This window comes from Microvirga antarctica, assembly GCF_017921815.1.
Taxonomy (GTDB): Bacteria; Pseudomonadota; Alphaproteobacteria; order Rhizobiales; family Beijerinckiaceae; genus Microvirga; species Microvirga antarctica.
Window position 1 is genome coordinate 238,415 of record NZ_JAGEMM010000003.1, and the last position, 18,374, is coordinate 256,788.

The 18,374-nt window shown below is 64.0% G+C and carries 17 protein-coding genes; 6 read left to right on the plus strand and 11 right to left on the minus strand.

Annotation, left to right across the window (positions count from 1 at the left end; all coding sequences use genetic code 11):
- Positions 1-24 precede the first annotated feature (24 nt).
- Positions 25-1,515 (plus strand): response regulator, encoded by a 1,491-nt coding sequence (locus J4G32_RS12255; RefSeq protein ID WP_210493296.1) that lies wholly within the window; start codon positions 25-27, stop codon positions 1,513-1,515.
- On the opposite strand, the gene J4G32_RS12260 is transcribed toward J4G32_RS12255, so the two are convergent.
- Together J4G32_RS12260 and J4G32_RS12265 are read right to left on the minus strand one after the other, a co-directional pair.
- Entirely contained in the window at positions 1,494-2,219 is a 726-nt protein-coding gene (locus J4G32_RS12260; protein ID WP_210493302.1) for a gamma-glutamyl-gamma-aminobutyrate hydrolase family protein, read from the minus strand. The genes J4G32_RS12255 and J4G32_RS12260 overlap by 22 nt on opposite strands.
- The gene (locus tag J4G32_RS12265) at positions 2,216-3,193 is read right to left on the minus strand and encodes an amidoligase family protein (protein ID WP_210493306.1); all 978 of its coding nucleotides are present in this window, start codon (positions 3,191-3,193) and stop codon (positions 2,216-2,218) included. Before J4G32_RS12265 ends, J4G32_RS12260 begins: the two co-directional genes overlap by 4 nt.
- A 233-nt stretch (positions 3,194-3,426) precedes the next feature.
- Here J4G32_RS12265 and J4G32_RS12270 point away from each other — a divergent pair, with 233 nt between their 5' ends.
- Positions 3,427-4,782 carry an MATE family efflux transporter gene (locus J4G32_RS12270; RefSeq protein WP_210494239.1) on the plus strand — a complete coding sequence of 452 codons (1,356 nt, stop codon included), beginning with the start codon at positions 3,427-3,429 and terminating at the stop codon, positions 4,780-4,782.
- Here the strand turns inward: J4G32_RS12270 and ispH are convergent.
- The 9 genes from ispH to crtI all read right to left on the minus strand — a co-directional run bounded on the left by ispH (position 4,761) and on the right by crtI (position 15,292).
- Positions 4,761-5,729, minus strand: coding sequence for a 4-hydroxy-3-methylbut-2-enyl diphosphate reductase (ispH, locus tag J4G32_RS12275; RefSeq protein WP_210493316.1), 969 nt, complete (start codon positions 5,727-5,729; stop codon positions 4,761-4,763). The two genes, J4G32_RS12270 and ispH, sit on opposite strands and share 22 nt — an antisense overlap.
- On the minus strand, positions 5,726-7,006 hold the full coding sequence (locus tag J4G32_RS12280) for a hydroxysqualene dehydroxylase (protein ID WP_210493325.1): 1,281 nt from the start codon (positions 7,004-7,006) through the stop codon (positions 5,726-5,728). The genes ispH and J4G32_RS12280 overlap by 4 nt, the downstream gene beginning before the upstream one ends.
- Complete coding sequence (locus J4G32_RS12285) at positions 7,006-8,667, minus strand: squalene/phytoene synthase family protein (RefSeq protein WP_210493330.1); 1,662 nt, start codon at positions 8,665-8,667, stop codon at positions 7,006-7,008. Before J4G32_RS12285 ends, J4G32_RS12280 begins: the two co-directional genes overlap by 1 nt.
- Position 8,668: 1 nt before the next feature.
- Positions 8,669-9,775 carry a glycosyltransferase family 2 protein gene (locus J4G32_RS12290; protein ID WP_210493336.1) on the minus strand — a complete coding sequence of 369 codons (1,107 nt, stop codon included), beginning with the start codon at positions 9,773-9,775 and terminating at the stop codon, positions 8,669-8,671.
- Positions 9,772-10,512, minus strand: coding sequence for a lysophospholipid acyltransferase family protein (locus tag J4G32_RS12295; RefSeq protein WP_210494246.1), 741 nt, complete (start codon positions 10,510-10,512; stop codon positions 9,772-9,774). The genes J4G32_RS12290 and J4G32_RS12295 overlap by 4 nt, the downstream gene beginning before the upstream one ends.
- 92 nt (positions 10,513-10,604) lie before the next feature.
- A complete protein-coding gene (locus J4G32_RS12300; RefSeq protein ID WP_210494256.1) occupies positions 10,605-12,134 on the minus strand; it encodes a phytoene desaturase family protein in 1,530 nt (509 codons plus the stop codon).
- Between the two features lie 98 nt (positions 12,135-12,232).
- Positions 12,233-13,321 carry an SAM-dependent methyltransferase gene (locus J4G32_RS12305; protein ID WP_210493341.1) on the minus strand — a complete coding sequence of 363 codons (1,089 nt, stop codon included), beginning with the start codon at positions 13,319-13,321 and terminating at the stop codon, positions 12,233-12,235.
- A gap of 6 nt (positions 13,322-13,327) precedes the next feature.
- Positions 13,328-13,732, minus strand: coding sequence for a DUF2141 domain-containing protein (locus J4G32_RS12310; protein ID WP_210493344.1), 405 nt, complete (start codon positions 13,730-13,732; stop codon positions 13,328-13,330).
- A gap of 9 nt (positions 13,733-13,741) precedes the next feature.
- The gene (crtI, locus tag J4G32_RS12315) at positions 13,742-15,292 is read right to left on the minus strand and encodes a phytoene desaturase family protein (protein WP_210493350.1); all 1,551 of its coding nucleotides are present in this window, start codon (positions 15,290-15,292) and stop codon (positions 13,742-13,744) included.
- Between the two features lie 438 nt (positions 15,293-15,730).
- On the opposite strand from crtI, the gene J4G32_RS12320 reads away from it, so the two are divergent.
- The 4 genes from J4G32_RS12320 (at position 15,731) to J4G32_RS12335 (ending at position 18,372) form a co-directional block, all read left to right on the plus strand.
- On the plus strand, positions 15,731-16,036 hold the full coding sequence (locus tag J4G32_RS12320) for a septal ring lytic transglycosylase RlpA family protein (RefSeq protein ID WP_343232649.1): 306 nt from the start codon (positions 15,731-15,733) through the stop codon (positions 16,034-16,036).
- A 175-nt stretch (positions 16,037-16,211) separates the two neighbouring features.
- Complete coding sequence (locus J4G32_RS12325; protein ID WP_210493359.1) at positions 16,212-16,475, plus strand: hypothetical protein; 264 nt, start codon at positions 16,212-16,214, stop codon at positions 16,473-16,475.
- 171 nt (positions 16,476-16,646) lie between these two features.
- Positions 16,647-16,958 (plus strand): polyhydroxyalkanoic acid system family protein, encoded by a 312-nt coding sequence (locus J4G32_RS12330; RefSeq protein WP_210493362.1) that lies wholly within the window; start codon positions 16,647-16,649, stop codon positions 16,956-16,958.
- Between the two features lie 196 nt (positions 16,959-17,154).
- The gene (locus tag J4G32_RS12335; protein WP_210493366.1) at positions 17,155-18,372 is read left to right on the plus strand and encodes a glycosyltransferase family 1 protein; all 1,218 of its coding nucleotides are present in this window, start codon (positions 17,155-17,157) and stop codon (positions 18,370-18,372) included.
- Positions 18,373-18,374: the final 2 nt, after the last annotated feature.

The window sequence follows — 18,374 nt, forward strand, 5'->3', positions numbered from 1 at the left end:
TCAATACCCTTAGTCGTCAAAGCCATGGATCAGCCTCCGTTCCAACCGCGCTTTCTCCTGTCTGCCCTGGCCGTGCTGTTGATCGGATCGGCGCTTGTTCTGGTCGCCGCCGCCTTCAGCGGTGAGCCGGACTGGATGATGGCGACCGTGGTCGCCTTCATGGCCGTCGTGACGGCAAGCACCGTCCTGATCGCCCGGGAGATGACACGCGTTCGGCAAGGTCCGTCAGATGCAGCAGCCCGGATCGGGCGGCTGGTGCCGCGGCACAACGCTGCCAACCCAAGCGAAACCGTATCGGTGGGACGCAATCCGACCCCTGAACCCGAGGACGACATCGCTTTTCGGCGCGCGCAGAAGGCCGAGGCGGTGGACCGGTTGCGGGATGGGATCGTTCACGATCTCAACAACCGGCTGATGGTGATCAGCGCGAATATCGACGCGGTCGCGCGCCAGATGAAAGAGCAGCCCATCCTGCAGCGCAAGCTGCTCTCGGCCCTTGTGGCTGCTGACCAGGCAGCAGCCTTGCTCGCGCGGTCAACCGCCTTCTCCCGCCAGCAGGGGCCGCATGTTGAAAACATCGACCTGGGGGCGCGGATCCAATCTGTTGCGGCGCTGCTCAGCCGGTCCCTGCTCCGCGATACCGTGGAGTTGCGGGTCTCCTTGAGCGATAACCTCTGGCCCGTCGCGGTCGACCCGGACGAGTTGGAGACCGCCATCGTGACGCTGAGCGCGCATGCGCGCGACGCCCTCGCACAGGGTGGCGCCATCCGGATCGAGGCGTCCAACCAGCAGGTTCAGCGGGGCGCCCTGTCCGACCCACTTCTCGAAGGCGATTTCGTCCGGGTGATGATCGACAGCAGCGACGGTTCGGAACTGCCCGTCGCAGGCCGCGCGCGGGCAGACGCCTTCAGCCCACAGGATCTGGATAAGGGAGCGTCGATGACCCTTAACCGGGGTCTGCATTTCCTCCATCGGCTGGGCGGGGCGACGGAGGTGCGCAGCAACGGCAATGGATTGACCATCACCCTGTATCTGCGGCGTGCGGATTTGCCGGCGCGTCTTGGCGCCGCTGCGGCAGACGATGACCCAAGTCCGTCCGAAAAAATCCGCTCGGCACTGGAAATTCTGGTGGTGGACGATGAGGTCGAGGTGGCGCTTGCGGTCCAGACGATGCTGGAGGAATTCGGTTACGTCACCCATGTGGCCACCGATCCGGGCCAGGCCCTCCGCAGCTTGCGCGCCAGGACGCCCGAATTGGTTCTGATGGATGTGTCGATGCCAGGCACCATGAGCGGCGTGATGCTGGCCCGCGAGGTGCGGCAGAGCTTCCCTGATTTGCCGATCGTGCTCTTCACCGGCAACCCGCTCGTCGCTGAGGAACAGAGTGAGTTCCCACTCCTGCACAAGCCCATTGTGAGCCGTGATCTCCATGCGGCCATTCAGCGAGAGCTGCGCTTTGCCGGCGAGGTGAAAGTGGTGGCCCTGTTTCCCAATCAGGCGCGCCGCGCGCCTTGATCGTGGGCCGCAGGGGTGCCTGTGGCCGGGGCGCTCGCGCTCTGTCGCGCCGCATCAACAAGAGCTGAAAAGAGCCGCTGTTGCTGGGCTTTCCAGAACAGCAGTTCGGGATGCCATTGAACGCCCAGCAGAAAGGGGCCGGCCTCGGCTTCGATCGCCTGCACGATGCCGCTCTCGTCCTGGGCGGCGATCGCGAGACCTTTGCCGAGGCGGTCGACGGACTGGTGATGCAGGGCATTCACCTGGCACGGATTGCAGCAAAGAATTCGGTCGAGCCGCGTGCCCGGCATGATGGAGACCCGCTTCTTCGGCAGCACGGTACGCATCTTTGGCGCCTGTTCGTAGACCGCATAGATATCCGTGTGCAGTGTGCCCCCGAGCGCGACGTTGATCATCTGCGATCCGCGGCAGATTCCCAGTACGGGCAGGCCTGACGGCAGTGCACCCTTCAGGAGGTCCAGTTCAAGCCGATCCCGGTCGGGATCGATGCGCACATCAGGCAGAACCTGACCGCCATAGATCTCCGCTCCGATGTCGTCCCCGCCGCCAATCACCAGACCGTCGAGCGGCTCCATCGGGCGGGCATCTCCCGGGACGAGCCGAACGGCGCGCCCGCCTGCTCGTCCAATCGCCAGTCGGTGCATCAGGTAGCTGCGCCACCCGCCGCGCCGTGATGTGGTGACGCCGATGAGTGGTCTGCTCATGGCCGCGCGATCTGCTCGACGATTTCGGCCCAGCTCTTGTCTTGGCCGTCGAAATCCAGATAGGCGGCGCACACCGATTCCAACCGCTGCCTGTCGGAGGCCAGCCGCTCCACCGCGACCCAGCGGTTCCAGTCCGGCGCCATGCTCCAGCCAGGGTCGCTGACCCGCGCATCGGGCAGGCGGTAGTGAAAGGTCGGCCGGCCGTTGATCTTTTCGCCCGGCAGAACCGCACGGACGCGCGCTTCGTCGAAGTGCAGCAGCAAGGGCAGCAGGTCCAGATCCCGGTTGCGGGTGGGATTGGCCGCCAGATAATCGTCGATGAAAGCGTCCATCGCCGGCCAATACTGGGGGGATGTAATCTTGCGCACGTAGGCGGCCGGAAAGGGATCGGCGAAACCCAGGAATTCCCGGGTCGCGTCAGGCGCGACTTCCCGGCGCAGCCAGGGATTGAGCAGGACGAAACTCTTGAGAAAAGCCAGTGCCGTCTCGGCATCCTGGCGCGGGATTTCAGGGTTGAAGTGCAGGCCGAACGCGTAGAAGGCCGCGTCCTGGGTTCCCTTGGCGCCGAGCGCCCGCAAACTCGACAGGACCCGATCGACCTCCTGCAGACGGTCGACGGCGATCGGACCGGTCACCAATTCGCATGGGATGAGATAGCTTGCCGCAAAGCCGAACCAGGCGGCAAGCTTCGGCACGACGGTGAGAGTCCCGCTCCCTGTCTTGCCGGGATGCAACATGCGGCTGTCGAGCTCGACGGTTACGTCGCCGATGGCCGACCCCACGAGCGTGAAGGCATGGGGATCGATCTCAATGACCTCGCCGCCCAGGCTCTCCTGCAGGGCCCGGACCGTCTTCTCCGCCGACGGGCCGGCAAATTCGACTTCGACTCCGACCGTGCGCATCTGCCCGTCGCCGTTTGTAATGGCCGGTGGGAGGCTGAACGCGATCGCGGTGGAAAGGGCCACCTGCGCCATGGGAAGCTCCGTGACAGGGTTGGAGGGTGAACCAGTGAACGGGGGCCGTGCTGCCAAGTTCCCGATGGGACAGTCCGGAAGCGCGCCATCGGCGGGCATTGCCGCCTGTGAACTTCGCCCGCCGGGCCTTTGCGGTGGCCTTTTTCGCGCGTTTCGTCCTAAAAGACCGCATTATGATGCCCAAAAGACCTCAAAAAACAAAGAATACGGCCTGGAAACTCGAAATGGCCGCCATGCTCGCCTTGAGCTGGCCGCTGATTCTCACCAACCTGGCCCAGCATTCCCTGATGACCTCGGACGTGATCCTCATGGGCTGGCTGGGCTCCGATGCCCTGGCGGCCGGAGCGCTCGGGACCAATCTATATTTCGCCTTCCTGATTTTCGGCATCGGCCTCGTCAGCGCGACCGCGCCCGTGATTGCCGAAGAGCTTGGACGTCGCCGCCACTCCGTTCGCGAGGTCCGGCGGACGGTGAGGCAGGGGTTCTGGGTGGCTGTGACGGTTGCTGTCCCGATCTGGATCATCACCTGGAACGGCGAGGCCATTCTCTTGGCCACCGGCCAGGAGCCGAGCCTGGCGAAGGCTGCAGCCTCCTATATGCGCGCCCTGCAATGGAGCCTGCTCCCCTTCCTGCTCTACCTTGTCCTGCGGTCGTTCCTGTCTGCGCTGGAGCGGCCCGGATGGGCGTTGGTGATCGGATTGCTGGCCATTCCGGTCAACTTCGCAGCCGCCTACGGGTTGATGCTGGGCCATTTTGGCCTGCCGGCCCTCGGGCTGATCGGCGCGGGAATCGGCACGGTGATCTCGAGCACGTTCATGTTCGTCGCGCTGGCCATCGTCATCAGCCACGACCGCCAGTTGCGGCGATACCATCTCTTTGGCCGGTTCTGGCGACCGGATTGGGCCCGCTACCGGGGGCTCTGGCGCATCGGGTTGCCCATTGCCCTCACAATGGCTTTCGAGGTGACGATCTTCAACGCCGCCGCCCTGTTGATGGGGCGCCTCGGCGCCAACGAACTGGCGGCCCACGCCATTGCGCTGCAGATCGCGTCCGTGTGCTTCATGGTGCCGTTCGGAATCAGCCAGGCCGTCACCGTTCGCGTCGGCCGCGCCTTTGGCGGGCAGGATCGGGACGGGGTGACGCGCGCCGGCTGGAGCGGGTTCGCCCTTGGGGTCGGGTTCATGGTCTTCACGGCGGCTCTCATGCTGATGGCGCCCCATGCGCTGATCGGGGCCTTTCTGGATATGGCCGATCCCAGAAACGCGCCGGTCATTGGCTTTGCGGTGTCGTTCCTCATCCTGGCGGCCCTGTTCCAGCTGGTCGACGGAGCCCAGGTCGTCGGGGCCGGAATGCTGCGGGGCCTGCAGGATACCCGCGTGCCCATGGTGTACGCCGCCATCGGGTATTGGGGCGTCGGCTTGCCGCTCGGGATCTGGCTGGCCTTCTTCACGCCCCTTCGAGGAGTCGGAATCTGGATCGGACTGGCGACCGGTCTTGCCGTGGTCGCGTCGCTGATGCTGTGGCGCTGGCTCCGGCGCGACCGTCTCGGTCTCGTCGTCCTGCCGGCTCAGGAGACACTGGCGGCCTGATGGGTCAGAAAGGACAGGTCGACGGGGGCAAAGCGCGTGCCCTCATGGGTAACGCGCACCTCCTCGACTGACAAATCCCGCCATTCCGCAAGACGTGCCAGCGCCTGATTGATCATCTGCTCGGGCGCCGATGCGCCCGCCGTGAGACCGATCACCGCGACGCCGTCGATGAACGACAAGGTGAGATCGCGCGGGTCCTGCATCAGAAGCGCGGGCCGTCCGTGGCTCTCTGCGACTTCGCGCAGCCGTGCGGTGTTGGACGAATTGCCCGACCCGCAGACAATGACGCGTTCGGCCCGTGCAGCGATCACCCGCACCGCCAGCTGGCGATTTTGCGTGGCATAGCAGATCGTCTTGGTGTCGGGGCCCTGGATCGCCGGGAAACGCATTCTGAGCGCCGCGATGATGCCGCGGGTGTCGTCCACCGACAGGGTCGTCTGCGTCACGTAGGCCACGTGATCAGGATCGCTGACGCAGACCGAGCGAACATCCTCGACGGTTTCGACCACGTGGACGATCCCGGCAATCTGGCCGATCGTTCCCTCCACCTCCACGTGCGACCGGTGGCCGATCAGAATGACGTCGCGCCCGGCTTGGGCATGCCGTCTTCCTTCCACATGCACGCGACGCACGAGCGGACAGGTCGCGTCGAGAACCGCCAGATCGCGGCCGGCCGCCTCACGCTCGACTTCGCGCGACACCCCATGGGCGCTGAAGATCGCCACGGCGCCGTCGGGAATCTCCGACAACTCGTCGACGAACACTGCGCCTTTTCGTTTCAGGGCGTTGACCACGAAACCGTTGTGGACAATCTCGTGGCGCACATAGACCGGCTTGCCCGTTTGCGCGAGGGCGTCCTCGACCGCCTGAATTGCCCGTTCCACGCCTGCGCAAAACCCACGCGGCGCTGCCAGCAGCACAGTCAAGGGTTCCAGCCCACGCTTCATGCAACCTCCTCCGTCGTCGTCGCTTGTGCAGCCCGCACCGGGGTGCGCCAGAGGCGCCTGCCCAACGCCGCCACGGCCCGTTCGCCGGCAATCACCGCGCTCTCGATGGTGGCGGGCAGCGATCCGATCCAGTCTCCAGCCAAGGTCAGATTCGTCAACGGACGGACGGGCGGCTGGGGCAGTGGCCCCGCGCACTGGCTGATGGTGGCGCGACGTTCCTTGACGAGCCTCGATGCGGGCATCGGGCCGGTTCCGGCGTCGATGCCGAGCGCGATCAGGACCGGACTGATTTCGCGCCATATGTCGGCGGCTAGCACATCCGTGTCGCTATCGATGACAGTGCCGGCGGCTGATACGGTCACGCTCACATGGTCCGCTCGGACAAGCATCCATTGAGCAAGGCCGCCGGTCAGGCCGATCAGGCGTGGCGTGACCAGTCCTTCGAGACGGAAATGCACGTTCAGGATTGGTTCGAATTGCGTCGGGACTGTGAGCCACGGAAGGAGCCGCCGGATCTCCTGAGGTTGCAAGGCAAGGATCACGCGATCCTCCGGGCCCAGTGCCACAAGACTGTCGGACAGGCGCAGGCGCGTTGCCCGTCTTCCGTCGGTTTCGACGGCGCGGAGCCGATGCGACGGGAGAAACCGGACCTGTCGCGTGGACAGACATTGCAGGGCGGGCTCTACGAGATCGGCCGTCAGGCCGGACTGCGCAACGAGAAGCCGGGCGGCACCCGGCAATGCGAGCCGCCACAGGCCCCGTCGCAACCGTTTGGCGGAGGCCTGCGCCATCGGCGTATTGAGAATGGCGACCGTAAGCGGCTCGATAAACGTGTCGCGCGCCTGACTGCCTTCAAAGATCTGACCTACCGGCCGATCGACAACAGAAAAAAAGAGCCGGGCAAAGCGGGGGATGTCGGCGAGGGTCAGACCGGGAGGTCGGCGATTGCGGTGTCGCCATGACAGCGGCTGGAGGCCCGCATGTCGCGTCACTCCCGTAAGGCCGTCGTAAAGCGGCAGCCCGGCCGGCTCCGGCGCGATCCATTGGTTGCGCGCGCCAACCTCGTCGAGCAGCCGAATGGCCGCACGGTTGCCGGTAAACAGCACATGAGTGCCGTTGTCATGGTGAAAACCGTCGGGCGGAAAAAGGGTGCGGCAGCGGCCGCCGGCCTGGGGCGCCGCCTCATACAAGGTCACGCGGTCGCCGCTGCGGGACGCGGCCAAGGCTGCGCTCAGACCCGCAACGCCGGCGCCCACGATGTGCGTATGCGCCACCATCAGGCTGGCCTCATCGCGAGGCCGAGCAGTTGCAGGCGATCGCCCGTGGTCAGCCGCAACCGGCCGCGTCGCTCAGTCCATCCGCGCGCGATCAGCCGATCGAGGATCAGCCGGTAGCTCTCCAGCATGAGGATTGCGGGTTTCAGGGCCGCCCGGTCGAGAGATCGAAGGGAGCGATCGGCCGCGGCGAAACCGGCAGCCGCCTCGCGCGCCAGCTCCTCGCACGCCCTCGCAAAGCGCGGATCGGACACCATGGCGGAAGCCGTCCCGTCCGCAACACCCCATGCGTTCAATCGCGACAGGGGGACATAGACGCGATCGCGTTCGGCATCCTCATCGACGTCGCGCAGGATATTGACCAGCTGCAAGGTGTGACCCAGATCGAGTGCGAATTCGTGCGCGTCCTTGGCCCCAAAAATGCGCACGGACAGCGCACCCACGGAGCCCGCAACCTGTCGAGCGTAACGCGCAAGGTCGGCATCCTGGGCGAAACGGAGACGGTCGGCACTGTCCGTGGCCATCCCGTCCAGCACGGCGTGAAACTCGTGTAACGGCAAGGCAAAACGAGCCGCGGCATGGGCCAGCTCCCGTCCGACCGGACTCACCGCTCGCGTGTCGAGCGTGTCGATTTCCTGCCGCCAGCAGTCGAGGAACTCCTCTTTCTCCCGGACCGGGGCGGCCCCGTCGGCGATGTCATCCACCGCGCGGCAGAACGCATAGACGGCGTGGATCGCGCGGCGCTTCTCGTCCGTCAGGCTTTGCATGCCGAGGCGGAAAGAGGAGCCGGACCGATTGACGATCGCGGCCGTGATGTCACGGTCGCGTCTTGTCCGCGCAAACACCCGGTCGCCGACGCTCTGCAGGAAGGCCGCGGCTGCGTCCGCTTTGGTGACCTCCACGCGCTCGCGGACAGGATCGCGGCTGCGCAGCCGGTCGCGCAGCCGCTTGGCCAGTGCCAGGGTCGCGACGCTCTGGGCGCGCAGACGTCGGCTCTTCAATTGTCCGGGAAGGGCCTCGGCGACGTCGATCAAATGATCGACGCGATCAAGCGCGGTATCGAGAATCCTGCGCCGATGTTCCGGACGGCTGGGGTCGAAAAAGGCCATCTGGCCGCCGGCCCGGTCGAGCCACGGCAGGGGCAGATAGATCCGGTCGAGATCCCGGGCATCCTTGCTGCAATCCTGAAGGTGATTGAGGATCTGCAGGGCCGTGCAAAGGCCATCGGCAGCAGCGTTCGCACTCTCCGGCTCGCCATGAAGCCGCAGCAGAAAGCGGCCGACGGGGTTGGCGGAGTGTCGGCAGTATTCGATCAGCTCCGCCCAATCCGCGTAACGATCTTTGGTGGCGTCCTGTCGGAAGGCCTTGAGCATCGCCCTCGCCTCGGCCACGCCGGCGCCATGAGCCGCGTCGACGGCGTGCAGGCTTTCGGCTTCCGCGCAGGTCGAAAGGCCCGTTGTGAGTCCGCTCTCAAGGGCCGCGAGCTGTGCGATCTTGTCGTCCGCTGTCAGGCGGTCCGAGTCCGCGATGTCGTCTGCCAGACGCACAAAGCGATAGAAGGCCAGAACGGCTGCGCGATCATGCCTGGACAGCAGAAGGGACGCGACCGGAAAATTCTCGTCGCGCGGCTGTTTGGTGGCAGGTGGCCGGGCTTCACGCATCATTCTATGCCGCCGGATAGAGCCGTCCCTTCCACCCTGGCCGTCGTGCCGTGCCGATGCCGAGGAGCACACTCCACTGGATCGCAAGGCCGACGAGAATGGTGAAGGGATGAAAGAGGATCGAGACCGGGTTTTCCCGCGTGCTCAGGGTGATCAGGGCTCGCAGGCCGACCGTCAGCATGACCGCGAGAATGATAGGCACGGTCGGCTGGAAGGCAAGCAGGACGAACGGAGCAACGTGCCCCCCCAGCAGAAGAAGGGTCCAGATCGGCAAGCCGACGGGCGTGGCCATGCCTTCGCGCGCATTCTTGGCAAAGCCGTCCCACGCCTCGTCAAATCCACGATACATCCGGCATGTCCCAAGTCGGTCGCCTTGAATGAGATCTGTCATATGGCCCTTGCGCCGGAACAGGCGCGCCAGCTGGATGCCATCATGAAGGAGAGCGCGGATCGCCGCATGACCGCCGACGGCGCGGTAGGCCTGCGCGTCCACCAGCACAAGCTGGCCGCAGGCAGCGCCCAGTCCCGGATCGCGTGACAGGCGCATGAAGCCGATCGGCAGATAACCCAGAAGCAGCAGATTGATGGTCGGGACCGTCAGCCATTCCCCGACGCTTTTCATGATCTGCCGCGGCACCGCGCTGACGAGGGCCATCGCGTTCTTGCGGGCATGACCCGCGAGCATGGCGGCTGCGTTCGGGCAGAGGCGCACATCCGCATCGACGAACAGAAGATGGGTGCCCTTCGCAGCCTGCGCGAGGTGATGACAGGCATGGACCTTGCCGGTCCATCCATCGGCCAGGGACGGCGCCAGATGCAGGTGTACCCGCGTGTCGCGCGCAGCGTATTCCGCCACAATCTGCCCGGTTCCATCCGTCGAGCCGTCATCCATTACCAGGACTTCAATGGCGATGCCGACGCTCGCCAGCGCCGCATCGAGTGCCGCCGCGATGTTGCCAGCCTCATTGCGGGCGGGGATCAGGATGGAGACGAGCGTGTCGGTGTCCGGCGAGGCCCTTGGCGTGGCGCGCAGGATGGACAGGTTCATCAGCGCAAGAAGAGCGGGGAACGCCGCCAGCACAAGAACCAGATAATGTGCAGCCTGGCTCATGACGGGCGCCCCTGGTGAGAGGGGTCAAACCGTCTGCCCCGCAGAAGCGCCGTCGCACGCCGCCAGCCGTCATAGACGCCGCCGATGCCGGCCTTGCCGCTGAGAACCGGGCGAAATTTCGCGGGGTCGCGCGACTGCACGTCCGCAGCCAGCCGATCGAGTGTTGCGGTCAGGGCCACGTCCAGCGTGGCGAAGCGCTCGTTGCGAGGTGCGGCCGACAGATCCGCTGCACGAAGCGGGGGGCCGAAAGCAATGAAGGCTTCGGCGCCGCGCTCAGACCAGAAGCTGTACTCGATCGCGAGCGGAAGAACCGTGGCCGATGGGGCGATGTCCATCAGTCGCCCGAGCCCCGGTTTCAACCCAAGAGGACGCTGCCGCACATCGCTGAAACCGCCCTGCGCCGTGATCCACAGCGCCCTGTTTTCGGAGGCGAGAATCTCTTTGCTGGCGGTGAGAAACTGCGTCGCACCCTTCCGGCTTTCGAGATCGACCCCAAACGCCCCGATCCGCGACAGGACGCCGTAATGCCGAAGCATCTCGGCGTCGATGGGAGCATAGCTCTCGTGGTCGGGAAAGAAGCGGTCAGCCGCCAGCACGTAGAGCGCCGCATCCCACCATGCGGGGTGGTTCGAGTAAACGATCAACCGCCCAGTGGAGAGGTCGGGCGGCAGGCCCCACGCGGCAATGTGAAGACCGTTCAAATGCCGTCGCAGGTAACGGGCGAAATACGACACCATGAACCGATGAATGAGCACAGACCGCCGTGCGACCGGAGATGGCGAACCGGAGATCCGGTCGCTGCCATGTCCGGAGAGGCCTGCGCCATCCGTCACGATGCGTTCCGCACCGCATCGCCCCGGACGTCGGAATCGAGGGCGTCGGCGGCGATCCAGCCGGACATCATCACCATGGGCATGCCGGGGCCCGGATGGGCCGCGCCGCCGGCAAGATACAGACCCTTGACCTGCCGGCTCCGGTTGCCCGGCTTGAAGGCGCCCATGAACTTGCCGTGGCTTGCCAGACCATAGATCGCTCCATTCAGCACCTTGTACCGGTCGTGGATATCCTGCGGCGTCAGATGTCGCTCGACGATGATGCGGTCCTCAATGTCGTCCATCCCGCCTGTCCGTTTCAGCTTGTCGAGAATGACTTGCCGATAGGCCGGGAACATCGCGTTCCAGTCGTGATGCGGCCGCAGATAGGGCGTGTGAACCAGTACGTATAGCGCTTCGCCGCCCTCCGGCGCGACGCTCTGATCGGTGGCCGACGGAGCGGCGATGTAGCAGGTGGGATCGGGAGCGGGCTCGCCCTTGTGGTAGATATAATCGAACTCCTCCTTCGGATCGCGCGAGAACACGAAATCGTGGTGGAGCAGGTGATCGTAGCGCTTCTTCAGGCCGAGATAGAGCACAACGCCCGAGCAGGCGGGCTCGAAATCCTTGCGGGCGTAATGCTCGCCGACCTCGCCGCCCACCAGTTCGCGATAGGTCCTGATGGAATCCATGTTGGAGATCACGCTGTCGAACGCGATGCTCTCCCCCGTCGCGGTGACGATACCCTTGACGGCGCCGCCTTCAATGGTCAGCGATTGGATGTCGGATTCCGGATGGAAGGTTGCGCCGAGCTCGCCCGCCAGTTTCATCATTGCCTCGGCGACCGCACGGGTTCCGCCGACCGGATACCACACACCTTCGGCGGCCTGCATATGCGCGATGGCGCATAGAACGGCCGGGGAGCCATAGGGCGAAGAGCCGACATATTGGGTGAAATGGTCCAGCATCTGGGCCAGACGCTCGTCCTTCACCTTCGACCGGATCGTCCCGGCAACAGACGATCCCATCCGCAGGGCGAGCACGTCCTTCAAGGTTCCGGGATTCATGTTGGCGCGGATGTTGATGGTGTCGAACAGATCCTCCACCGGCTTCCAGAAGAAAAATCGGTTCGAGATGGTATGCAGGTTCTCGGAGAGGTCCTGGAACTTGCGATACCCGTCGCCGACGTTCTTGCCGGGCGCGAAGCGCTCCATGACGTTTGCCATCGCGTCGACATCGGCTTCGAGATCGATGCGGGTTCCGTCGTCGAAGAAGCAGCGCCATTGCGGGTCTAGGCGCACCAGTTCGAGATAGTCGGACAGTTTCCGGCCGGCTTCGGCGAAGATTCGCTCGAGGACGCGCGGGACGGTCAGGATTGTCGGCCCCATATCGAACCGGAATCCGCCTTCGTGAAGCACCGCCGCTTTGCCGCCGAACCAGGCATTCTTGTCGTAGACGCTGACCCGATGCCCGCGGGCGGCCGCCACGCAGGCGGCGGCAAGGCCTCCCAGGCCGCCTCCGATAATCGCCACTGAATGGGCTTCGATCTTCACGAGACGTTCTCCAACACGGATGGGCGAGGGCGGATTCGGACCGTCAATAAGGATCCGAACGACCACTGTTCTGGTTCTAGGCTGACGAGCGGCTACTTCAAGGTGGCAAGCGTGGCATGAAATGGCCGCCGCGCACAGATCATCCGGATGGCCTGGCGTCCCGGAGCCCGGATCACGGGCGCAAAGCCCGCTGCGGCAAGTCGCTCAGCCACCATATCGACGTCACGGGCATTGCCGCCCCAGAGCAGGGTCTTCAGCCGGGCAATCGCCGATGGCAGATCCTGTCCCCTGCGCGCCATCACCGGCACGAGCACCCAGGCGCCTGGCCGCATGGCCCTGAAGAGCGCCGCGAGGGCGGGGTCGATCACCGCATCCGGGAGAAACATCTGTGGCAGGAAAACCAGGTCGAACGCCGCCACGTCCTCGATCTCCTCGACCCGCTGGCGGCGTAGCTTGATCCGGTCCCCAAGTCCGGCCGATCGGATCTGGTGCTCGCCGATCGCCGCAGGCGCCGAGGCGGGCTCGAGTGCTGTCGCCGTCAGCGCTGGAAAGGCCTGGCACAGGGTGATCGACAGGCCGGCCGCTCCCGCTCCGACATCGAGAAGCGCACCTCCGCGATTCAGTCGCTCGGCCAGGCCTGGCAGGTAGCGCAACTTCGCAATCGCCGCCTTCGTCCACAATCGCGTCAGGATTCCCTGCGCTTCGATCACGGCCGGGTCTGTGTGCGTCCAGCCTTCCAGATTCAGCGTCCTTTCCGCCAAGTGCTTTCGGAAATGCTCCGCCTGGAGCAGAGGCGCGCGCACCGCACCGTCAAATACAGGGGCCCCCTGCTGGCCGGTGAACGGCAGAAAGCCGGGTGCGGCGAGGATCCGATCGCCGTCGATCGTGACCAGGCCGAAACCGGCAAGCACGCCCACGAGATTGTGAACGATCTCCTGCGGCAGATCGAGGGATGTCGCCAGGGACGAAATCGTCGTCGGCCTGTCCAGATAGGCGATGAGGCCGCTCTGCGCACAGGCGATGAGAGCCTGTGACGACCAGATCGCCTCGTCGACCCGCTCGAACGTCCTCAGCACCTGTTCGGGGTTTTGACAGAGCCGGCTTGGCGGCGGCACGGCTGCCGGCCGAAGGCCAACCCGCCGCGCCCCGTGAGCAAGCATCGCGAAAGCGCGCCAGAGCATGGCGCGCTACTGGATCGGCACGGTAATGGTGGTGACCGGTTCCTTCACCTCGATAAGGGCCCGCTTGAAATCGGGCGCTCCCCTGCGTCCGACATCGTTGGAGAAACCGTAAGGCTCGTTGGGCAACCCGATAAAGTTTCGGTTCAGTTTCCCGTCGCCGCTGATGTCGTGGAAGACTGCTATGGCGTAGGAGCCCGGCCTGACGTTCCGAATGCGCATTTCCACGGTTCCGGCTTTGGCGGCCGCCCGATCCTTGTAGGGACAGGTCGCCTCGTCGAAACTCGTGTCGCAGATTCCGGCATAGACCATCCCCTGTTGCGACGCGACGCCCTCAGCCCGAATGACGAGGGTCGCCGCATTGGCGGACGAGATGGCGAAGATCAGGAGCGGCGCAGCAATTCGAAGACGCATGGTTGTCCCTCAGGTCGTTGCTTCATCGAGTGAACCCGCACGCGTTCGGCCACGTCCCTTGCCGGCGCGTTGGCGGGCGCGGTCTTCCATCAGCAGGCGCGCCGTGATGCGGGCGCCTTCGTAAATCACCGGCAATCCGCTGCCGGGATGCGTGCCGCCACCAACCAGATACACGTTATGGCCGAAGCGATTGTGCGGTCGGAAATAGAGCATCTGCGTCAGGTTATGCGCAAGGTTGAAGGTTGCGCCGTCGAAGACCGAAAAGTCCTGTTCCCAGTCCGTGGGTGTCACCACGCGCTCGTAGCGGATGCGGCTCTCGATATCGCCGATGCCCAGATGCTTCAGCCGGTCCAGCGCGAGCTTGCGATAGCGCGTTTTCTCCCGCGCCCAATCGATCTCGCCCCGCAGGTTAGGGACAGGCACCAGAACATACAGGCTCGTGTGACCGTCCGGAGCCATCGATGGGTCGGTTGCGCCCGCATGCTGGACATAGATGGATGGATCGTCTGGCAGGATGCCGTCCGTGATCTCGGTGATGTTGCGCTCATAGTCACGCGACAACAGGATCGTGTGATGGGCAAGGTCGCCCACATCCCCCTCGATTCCGAGATACAGCATGAAGGTCGAGCAGGAGATCTTGGCCCGCGCGAGCTTGCTGTCCTTCCATTTCGGTCGCATGGCCTGCGGGACGAGCTTGCGCATGGCGTGGCCAAAATCACCGTTGACGACGACCGACGACGCCTGGAAGCGCTCGCCCTTGCTCTCGACGCCCACAGCCTCGCCGCCCTCATAGAGGATCTCGCCCACCGGCGCGTTGAGGCGGATGTCGACGCCGAGCTTGCGGGCCACATTCGCCATGGCCTCGGAGACGGCCCCACACCCTCCGATAGGGTGATAGACCCCATGTTCGTATTCGAGGAACGACAGAATCGTGAACAGGCTGGGACACTGAAACGGCGACATGCCCAGATACTTTGTCTGGAACGAGAAGGCGAGCCTGACGCGGGGGTCGGAGAAGTAGCGCTTGAGGTCGGCGTCCACGCTGGCGAAGGGGCGCAGCTTCGGCAGGGCCGCGAGCATCGCCGGCGAGAAGAGGTCTGCGGGGCTTGAAAACGACTGTTCGAGGATCGGCCGAAAGGCTTCGAGCTTCTCGCGGTTATCCGCCAGGAATCGCCTGACATTTCCCGCGTCCTGAGGTGCGAGGCGGGCGATCTCGGTCTCGAGCCGGTCAAGATCGGGCGTCGCACGAATCTCGCCGCCGCCCTCGAAGACCAGGTGATATTGCGGGTCGAGACGCCGCATCTCCACATGGTCGTCGAGATTCTCGCCACAGACCTCGAAGATCTCACGGAGGACTTTCGGGTAGAGAAAGAAGGTGGGGCCGATATCGAATCGAAATCCGCCCGGCGCCTCGAAGGTGCGTGTTCGTCCGCCAACACAGTTCCCCTGCTCGAAGATCGTCACCGGAACGCCGTCTCGCGCCAAAAGCATCGCAGCCGCAAGGCCTCCAGGGCCTGCGCCGACGATCGCGACGGGTTGGGATGACGTTGAAACTGGCATGAACAGGGTCCTTATCGCTTGTGCCCAAGCGCCGGTGAGCGTGATGTCGAGAGGCCGTGCCCGTGAACTAGATCAGGGCGGGAACTTAACCAGTCCCCCGGGTAAGCCGTGGCTCAGCGGTATCGTCGCGGTGACCAAACCGTCAGCAGCCAATAGAAACATTGTTCAGGCTATAATTTTCTATTAATGCCACGCTTAAGGCTATTCTCGCGGCATATTTTGCAGTCCGGAAAGTAAAGCAAAACAAGGGAAAAATGACCTTGTCATATTCTCGCCTCTTTAGGCGGCTGATTGCGCGCCTTACACCAAGGAAGGGGAGCCAAATCCTTGAAGAATATACTCTCTCGTGCGTCCATTTTGACGCCTCTGCTATTTGTTGCTGCATGTAATACTACTTCAGTTGATCCTTCGGTTACCGGATCTGTTTCTCAAAACAAAATTGCGACCTCGGCCACACTCCAGAAAGGGACGGCGTCCTGGTATGGGCCCGGCTTCCACGGCCGACGCACCGCGAGTGGTGAACGCTTCAATTCTGGAGCGATGACGGCGGCGCACCGCTCCCTTCCCTTCGGCACCAAGCTGCGGGTCGTGAACGAGAAGAATGGCCGCTCGGTTGTCGTCCGGGTCAATGACCGGGGCCCGTTCACCCGTAACCGCATCATCGATCTTGCCAAAGAGCCCGCGCAGGAACTTGGCCTGACCTCGACTGGAACCGCGTACGTATCTCTTCACCGGGTCGACTAGCCATGTCTCTCTGCGGAGCCGGGTTAGGCGGTTCTTAATCCATTCCAGCGATCCTCGGGACGATTCGTGACCAAGGGTTGTGTAAATGGAACCGAGATCGTCTGAGCCGACGAACGTTATCCGCTTTCCGGGCGGCCGCTCGACGGCCTCCCCGCGGCGGGACCAACGTTCCCTGATGGACGCCGTCTACGGTGCCGGTTCTCTGGCCATCGCGGCGCATGACCGTGTCACCAAGGATATAGCCACGCGGCTGACCATCTTCGGCTTCGTGGTTCTGGACGAGGTTCAGGCCGACGGCACCGCCCGACGCCTGCGGCCGTCGGAGGCCATCCATGCCTCGACGCTGCTTCCATGGCGGGTCTCCAAACCGGCAAGCCGGTATGCCATCGACGACCGCTTGCCCGCGTCTGATCTCGATCTCTTCGTCGCCCAGGCCTGAATGGGGGCTGGCGGCTAGGGTCGCGCGGTCTGCCCCGACGCACCTTTGGCGAGCGCGCCAGCCTCACGCGGCCGGCTCTGTTCTGCCTGCGAGTAATGATGGCCAAGGCGCCGCCGTGGAACCGATTGCCGCGACCCCGGCTTGTCGTTTCCGAAATGGAGCCCTGTGTTCATGTCCAAACCCGTCACTGTGTCGATCCCCCACACTCTCGGCAAAGCCGAGGCGACCCGCCGTCTTCGGGGCGGCCTGGGAAGCGTGAAGTCGCAATTCGGGGACAAAATCGCGTCGATCGACGAGAACTGGACCGACGATCGCATGGCATTTCGAGTTGGCGCCCTGGGCCAGTCGATCGATGGACACCTTGACGTTATGGACGATCGGGTGCTTGTGGAAGTGAAGCTTCCCTGGATCCTGGCGATGGCCGCCGAAAAGGCGAAGCATTTTATCCAGAAGCAGGGCACGCTTCTGCTTGAGAAAAAATAGCACTTAGGTCTGCCCCTGCGGCTGAATGCCCGTTCATCCAGATGAACGGGCAAGGAACCGCCGACGATGGCGGGGCGTTCCTGTTCTGGTGGCTCGGACGCTTGGTCCGGCCTCGTCTATTCGACAATTCCGTTTTCATTCGCCGGGCTGTCTCCAGGCCCGATCGCCGCCGCACGTCTGCTTTGAGGAATGCGCCATGCCTGAGCGTTCGACCATCCACCTGCGTACTCTGCGCCCGACGCTTTTGCCTGTCGCGTCAAAGCCGCTTTTTGTGTGTTTCTCGCATCTGCGCTGGGATTTCGTGTGGCAGCGTCCGCAACATCTCCTGACGCGCGCGTCAGAGAACTTTGACGTCCTGTTCGTGGAAGAGCCGGTCTTCGAGGCCGGTGCCAGGCCTCATATGAATGTCAGCAAACGGCCTCATGGGATCACGATCGCCGTGCCGGTGCTGCCGGAAGGTCTTGCGCCTGAGGATGTGATTGCCGAGCAACACGACCTGATCGAGGCGCTGATTGGTCGCAGCGCCAAGGAGAAGCGCGTATTCTGGTATTACACGCCCATGGCGCTCGCTTTCACGAGCGATCTGGAATGCGATCTGTGTGTCTATGACAACATGGACGAGCTTTCGATGTTTCGTGGCGCGTCGCACGAGCTCATCAGCCTGGAGAATGCCCTCTTCTCTCGCGCCGACCTGGTGTTCACGGGTGGCATGAGTCTCTACGAGGCGAAAAGAGATCGCCACCGCAGCGTTCATGCTTTTCCGTCCTCGATCGATTTCCCCCATTTCGCGAAAGCCCGCAGCGGCCTTTCCGATCCCGCCGATCAGGCGGACATTCCCTCGCCCCGGCTTGGCTTCTTCGGTGTGGTCGATGAACGGATGGATCTCGAACTTGTGGCGGCCGTTGCCGAGCGCCGGCCGGATCTCAACCTGGTCATGATCGGACCGGTCGTGAAGATCGACCCTGCCACGCTGCTGCGCAGGCCGAATATTCACTGGCTCGGTGGCAAGAGCTATGACGAACTTCCGCAATATCTCTCCGGCTGGGATGTGGGCTTCATGCCTTTCGCCCTCAACGAGGCGACAAAGTTCATCAGCCCGACCAAGACACCGGAATTCCTCGCTGCCGGCATCCCGGTGGTTTCGACCGCTATCAAGGACGTCATCAACCCCTATGGCGACAAGGGGCTCGTTGAAATCGGCCGCGACGCCGACGAGATGGTGGCCAAGATCGACATGATTCTGAAGCGGCCCGCCGATGCATGGCTGGCGAAGGTCGATCGTCATCTGGCATCGGGCTCATGGGACAAGACATGGACCGCGATGGAGCGGCTGATGATGCAAGCGATGGGCACCGATGCGAGCGACGCGCGTGCGGCGTCCGGACGAGTCTACGCCACAACGGCGGCGGAGTGATC

Excerpts from the sequence above, each read along its gene's own strand:
- J4G32_RS12255 (WP_210493296.1), top strand. The coding sequence starts at position 25 with ATGGATCAGCCTCCGTTCCAACCGCGCTTTCTCCTGTCTGCCCTGGCC.
- J4G32_RS12260 (WP_210493302.1), bottom strand. The coding sequence starts at position 2,219 with ATGAGCAGACCACTCATCGGCGTCACCACATCACGGCGCGGCGGGTGG.
- J4G32_RS12265 (WP_210493306.1), bottom strand. The coding sequence starts at position 3,193 with ATGGCGCAGGTGGCCCTTTCCACCGCGATCGCGTTCAGCCTCCCACCG.
- J4G32_RS12270 (WP_210494239.1), top strand. The coding sequence starts at position 3,427 with ATGCTCGCCTTGAGCTGGCCGCTGATTCTCACCAACCTGGCCCAGCAT.
- ispH (WP_210493316.1), bottom strand. The coding sequence starts at position 5,729 with ATGAAGCGTGGGCTGGAACCCTTGACTGTGCTGCTGGCAGCGCCGCGT.
- J4G32_RS12280 (WP_210493325.1), bottom strand. The coding sequence starts at position 7,006 with ATGGTGGCGCATACGCACATCGTGGGCGCCGGCGTTGCGGGTCTGAGC.
- J4G32_RS12285 (WP_210493330.1), bottom strand. The coding sequence starts at position 8,667 with ATGATGCGTGAAGCCCGGCCACCTGCCACCAAACAGCCGCGCGACGAG.
- J4G32_RS12290 (WP_210493336.1), bottom strand. The coding sequence starts at position 9,775 with ATGAGCCAGGCTGCACATTATCTGGTTCTTGTGCTGGCGGCGTTCCCC.
- J4G32_RS12295 (WP_210494246.1), bottom strand. The coding sequence starts at position 10,512 with ATGGTGTCGTATTTCGCCCGTTACCTGCGACGGCATTTGAACGGTCTT.
- J4G32_RS12305 (WP_210493341.1), bottom strand. The coding sequence starts at position 13,321 with ATGCTCTGGCGCGCTTTCGCGATGCTTGCTCACGGGGCGCGGCGGGTT.
- J4G32_RS12310 (WP_210493344.1), bottom strand. The coding sequence starts at position 13,732 with ATGCGTCTTCGAATTGCTGCGCCGCTCCTGATCTTCGCCATCTCGTCC.
- crtI (WP_210493350.1), bottom strand. The coding sequence starts at position 15,292 with ATGCCAGTTTCAACGTCATCCCAACCCGTCGCGATCGTCGGCGCAGGC.
- J4G32_RS12325 (WP_210493359.1), top strand. The coding sequence starts at position 16,212 with ATGGACGCCGTCTACGGTGCCGGTTCTCTGGCCATCGCGGCGCATGAC.
- J4G32_RS12330 (WP_210493362.1), top strand. The coding sequence starts at position 16,647 with ATGTCCAAACCCGTCACTGTGTCGATCCCCCACACTCTCGGCAAAGCC.
- J4G32_RS12335 (WP_210493366.1), top strand. The coding sequence starts at position 17,155 with ATGCCTGAGCGTTCGACCATCCACCTGCGTACTCTGCGCCCGACGCTT.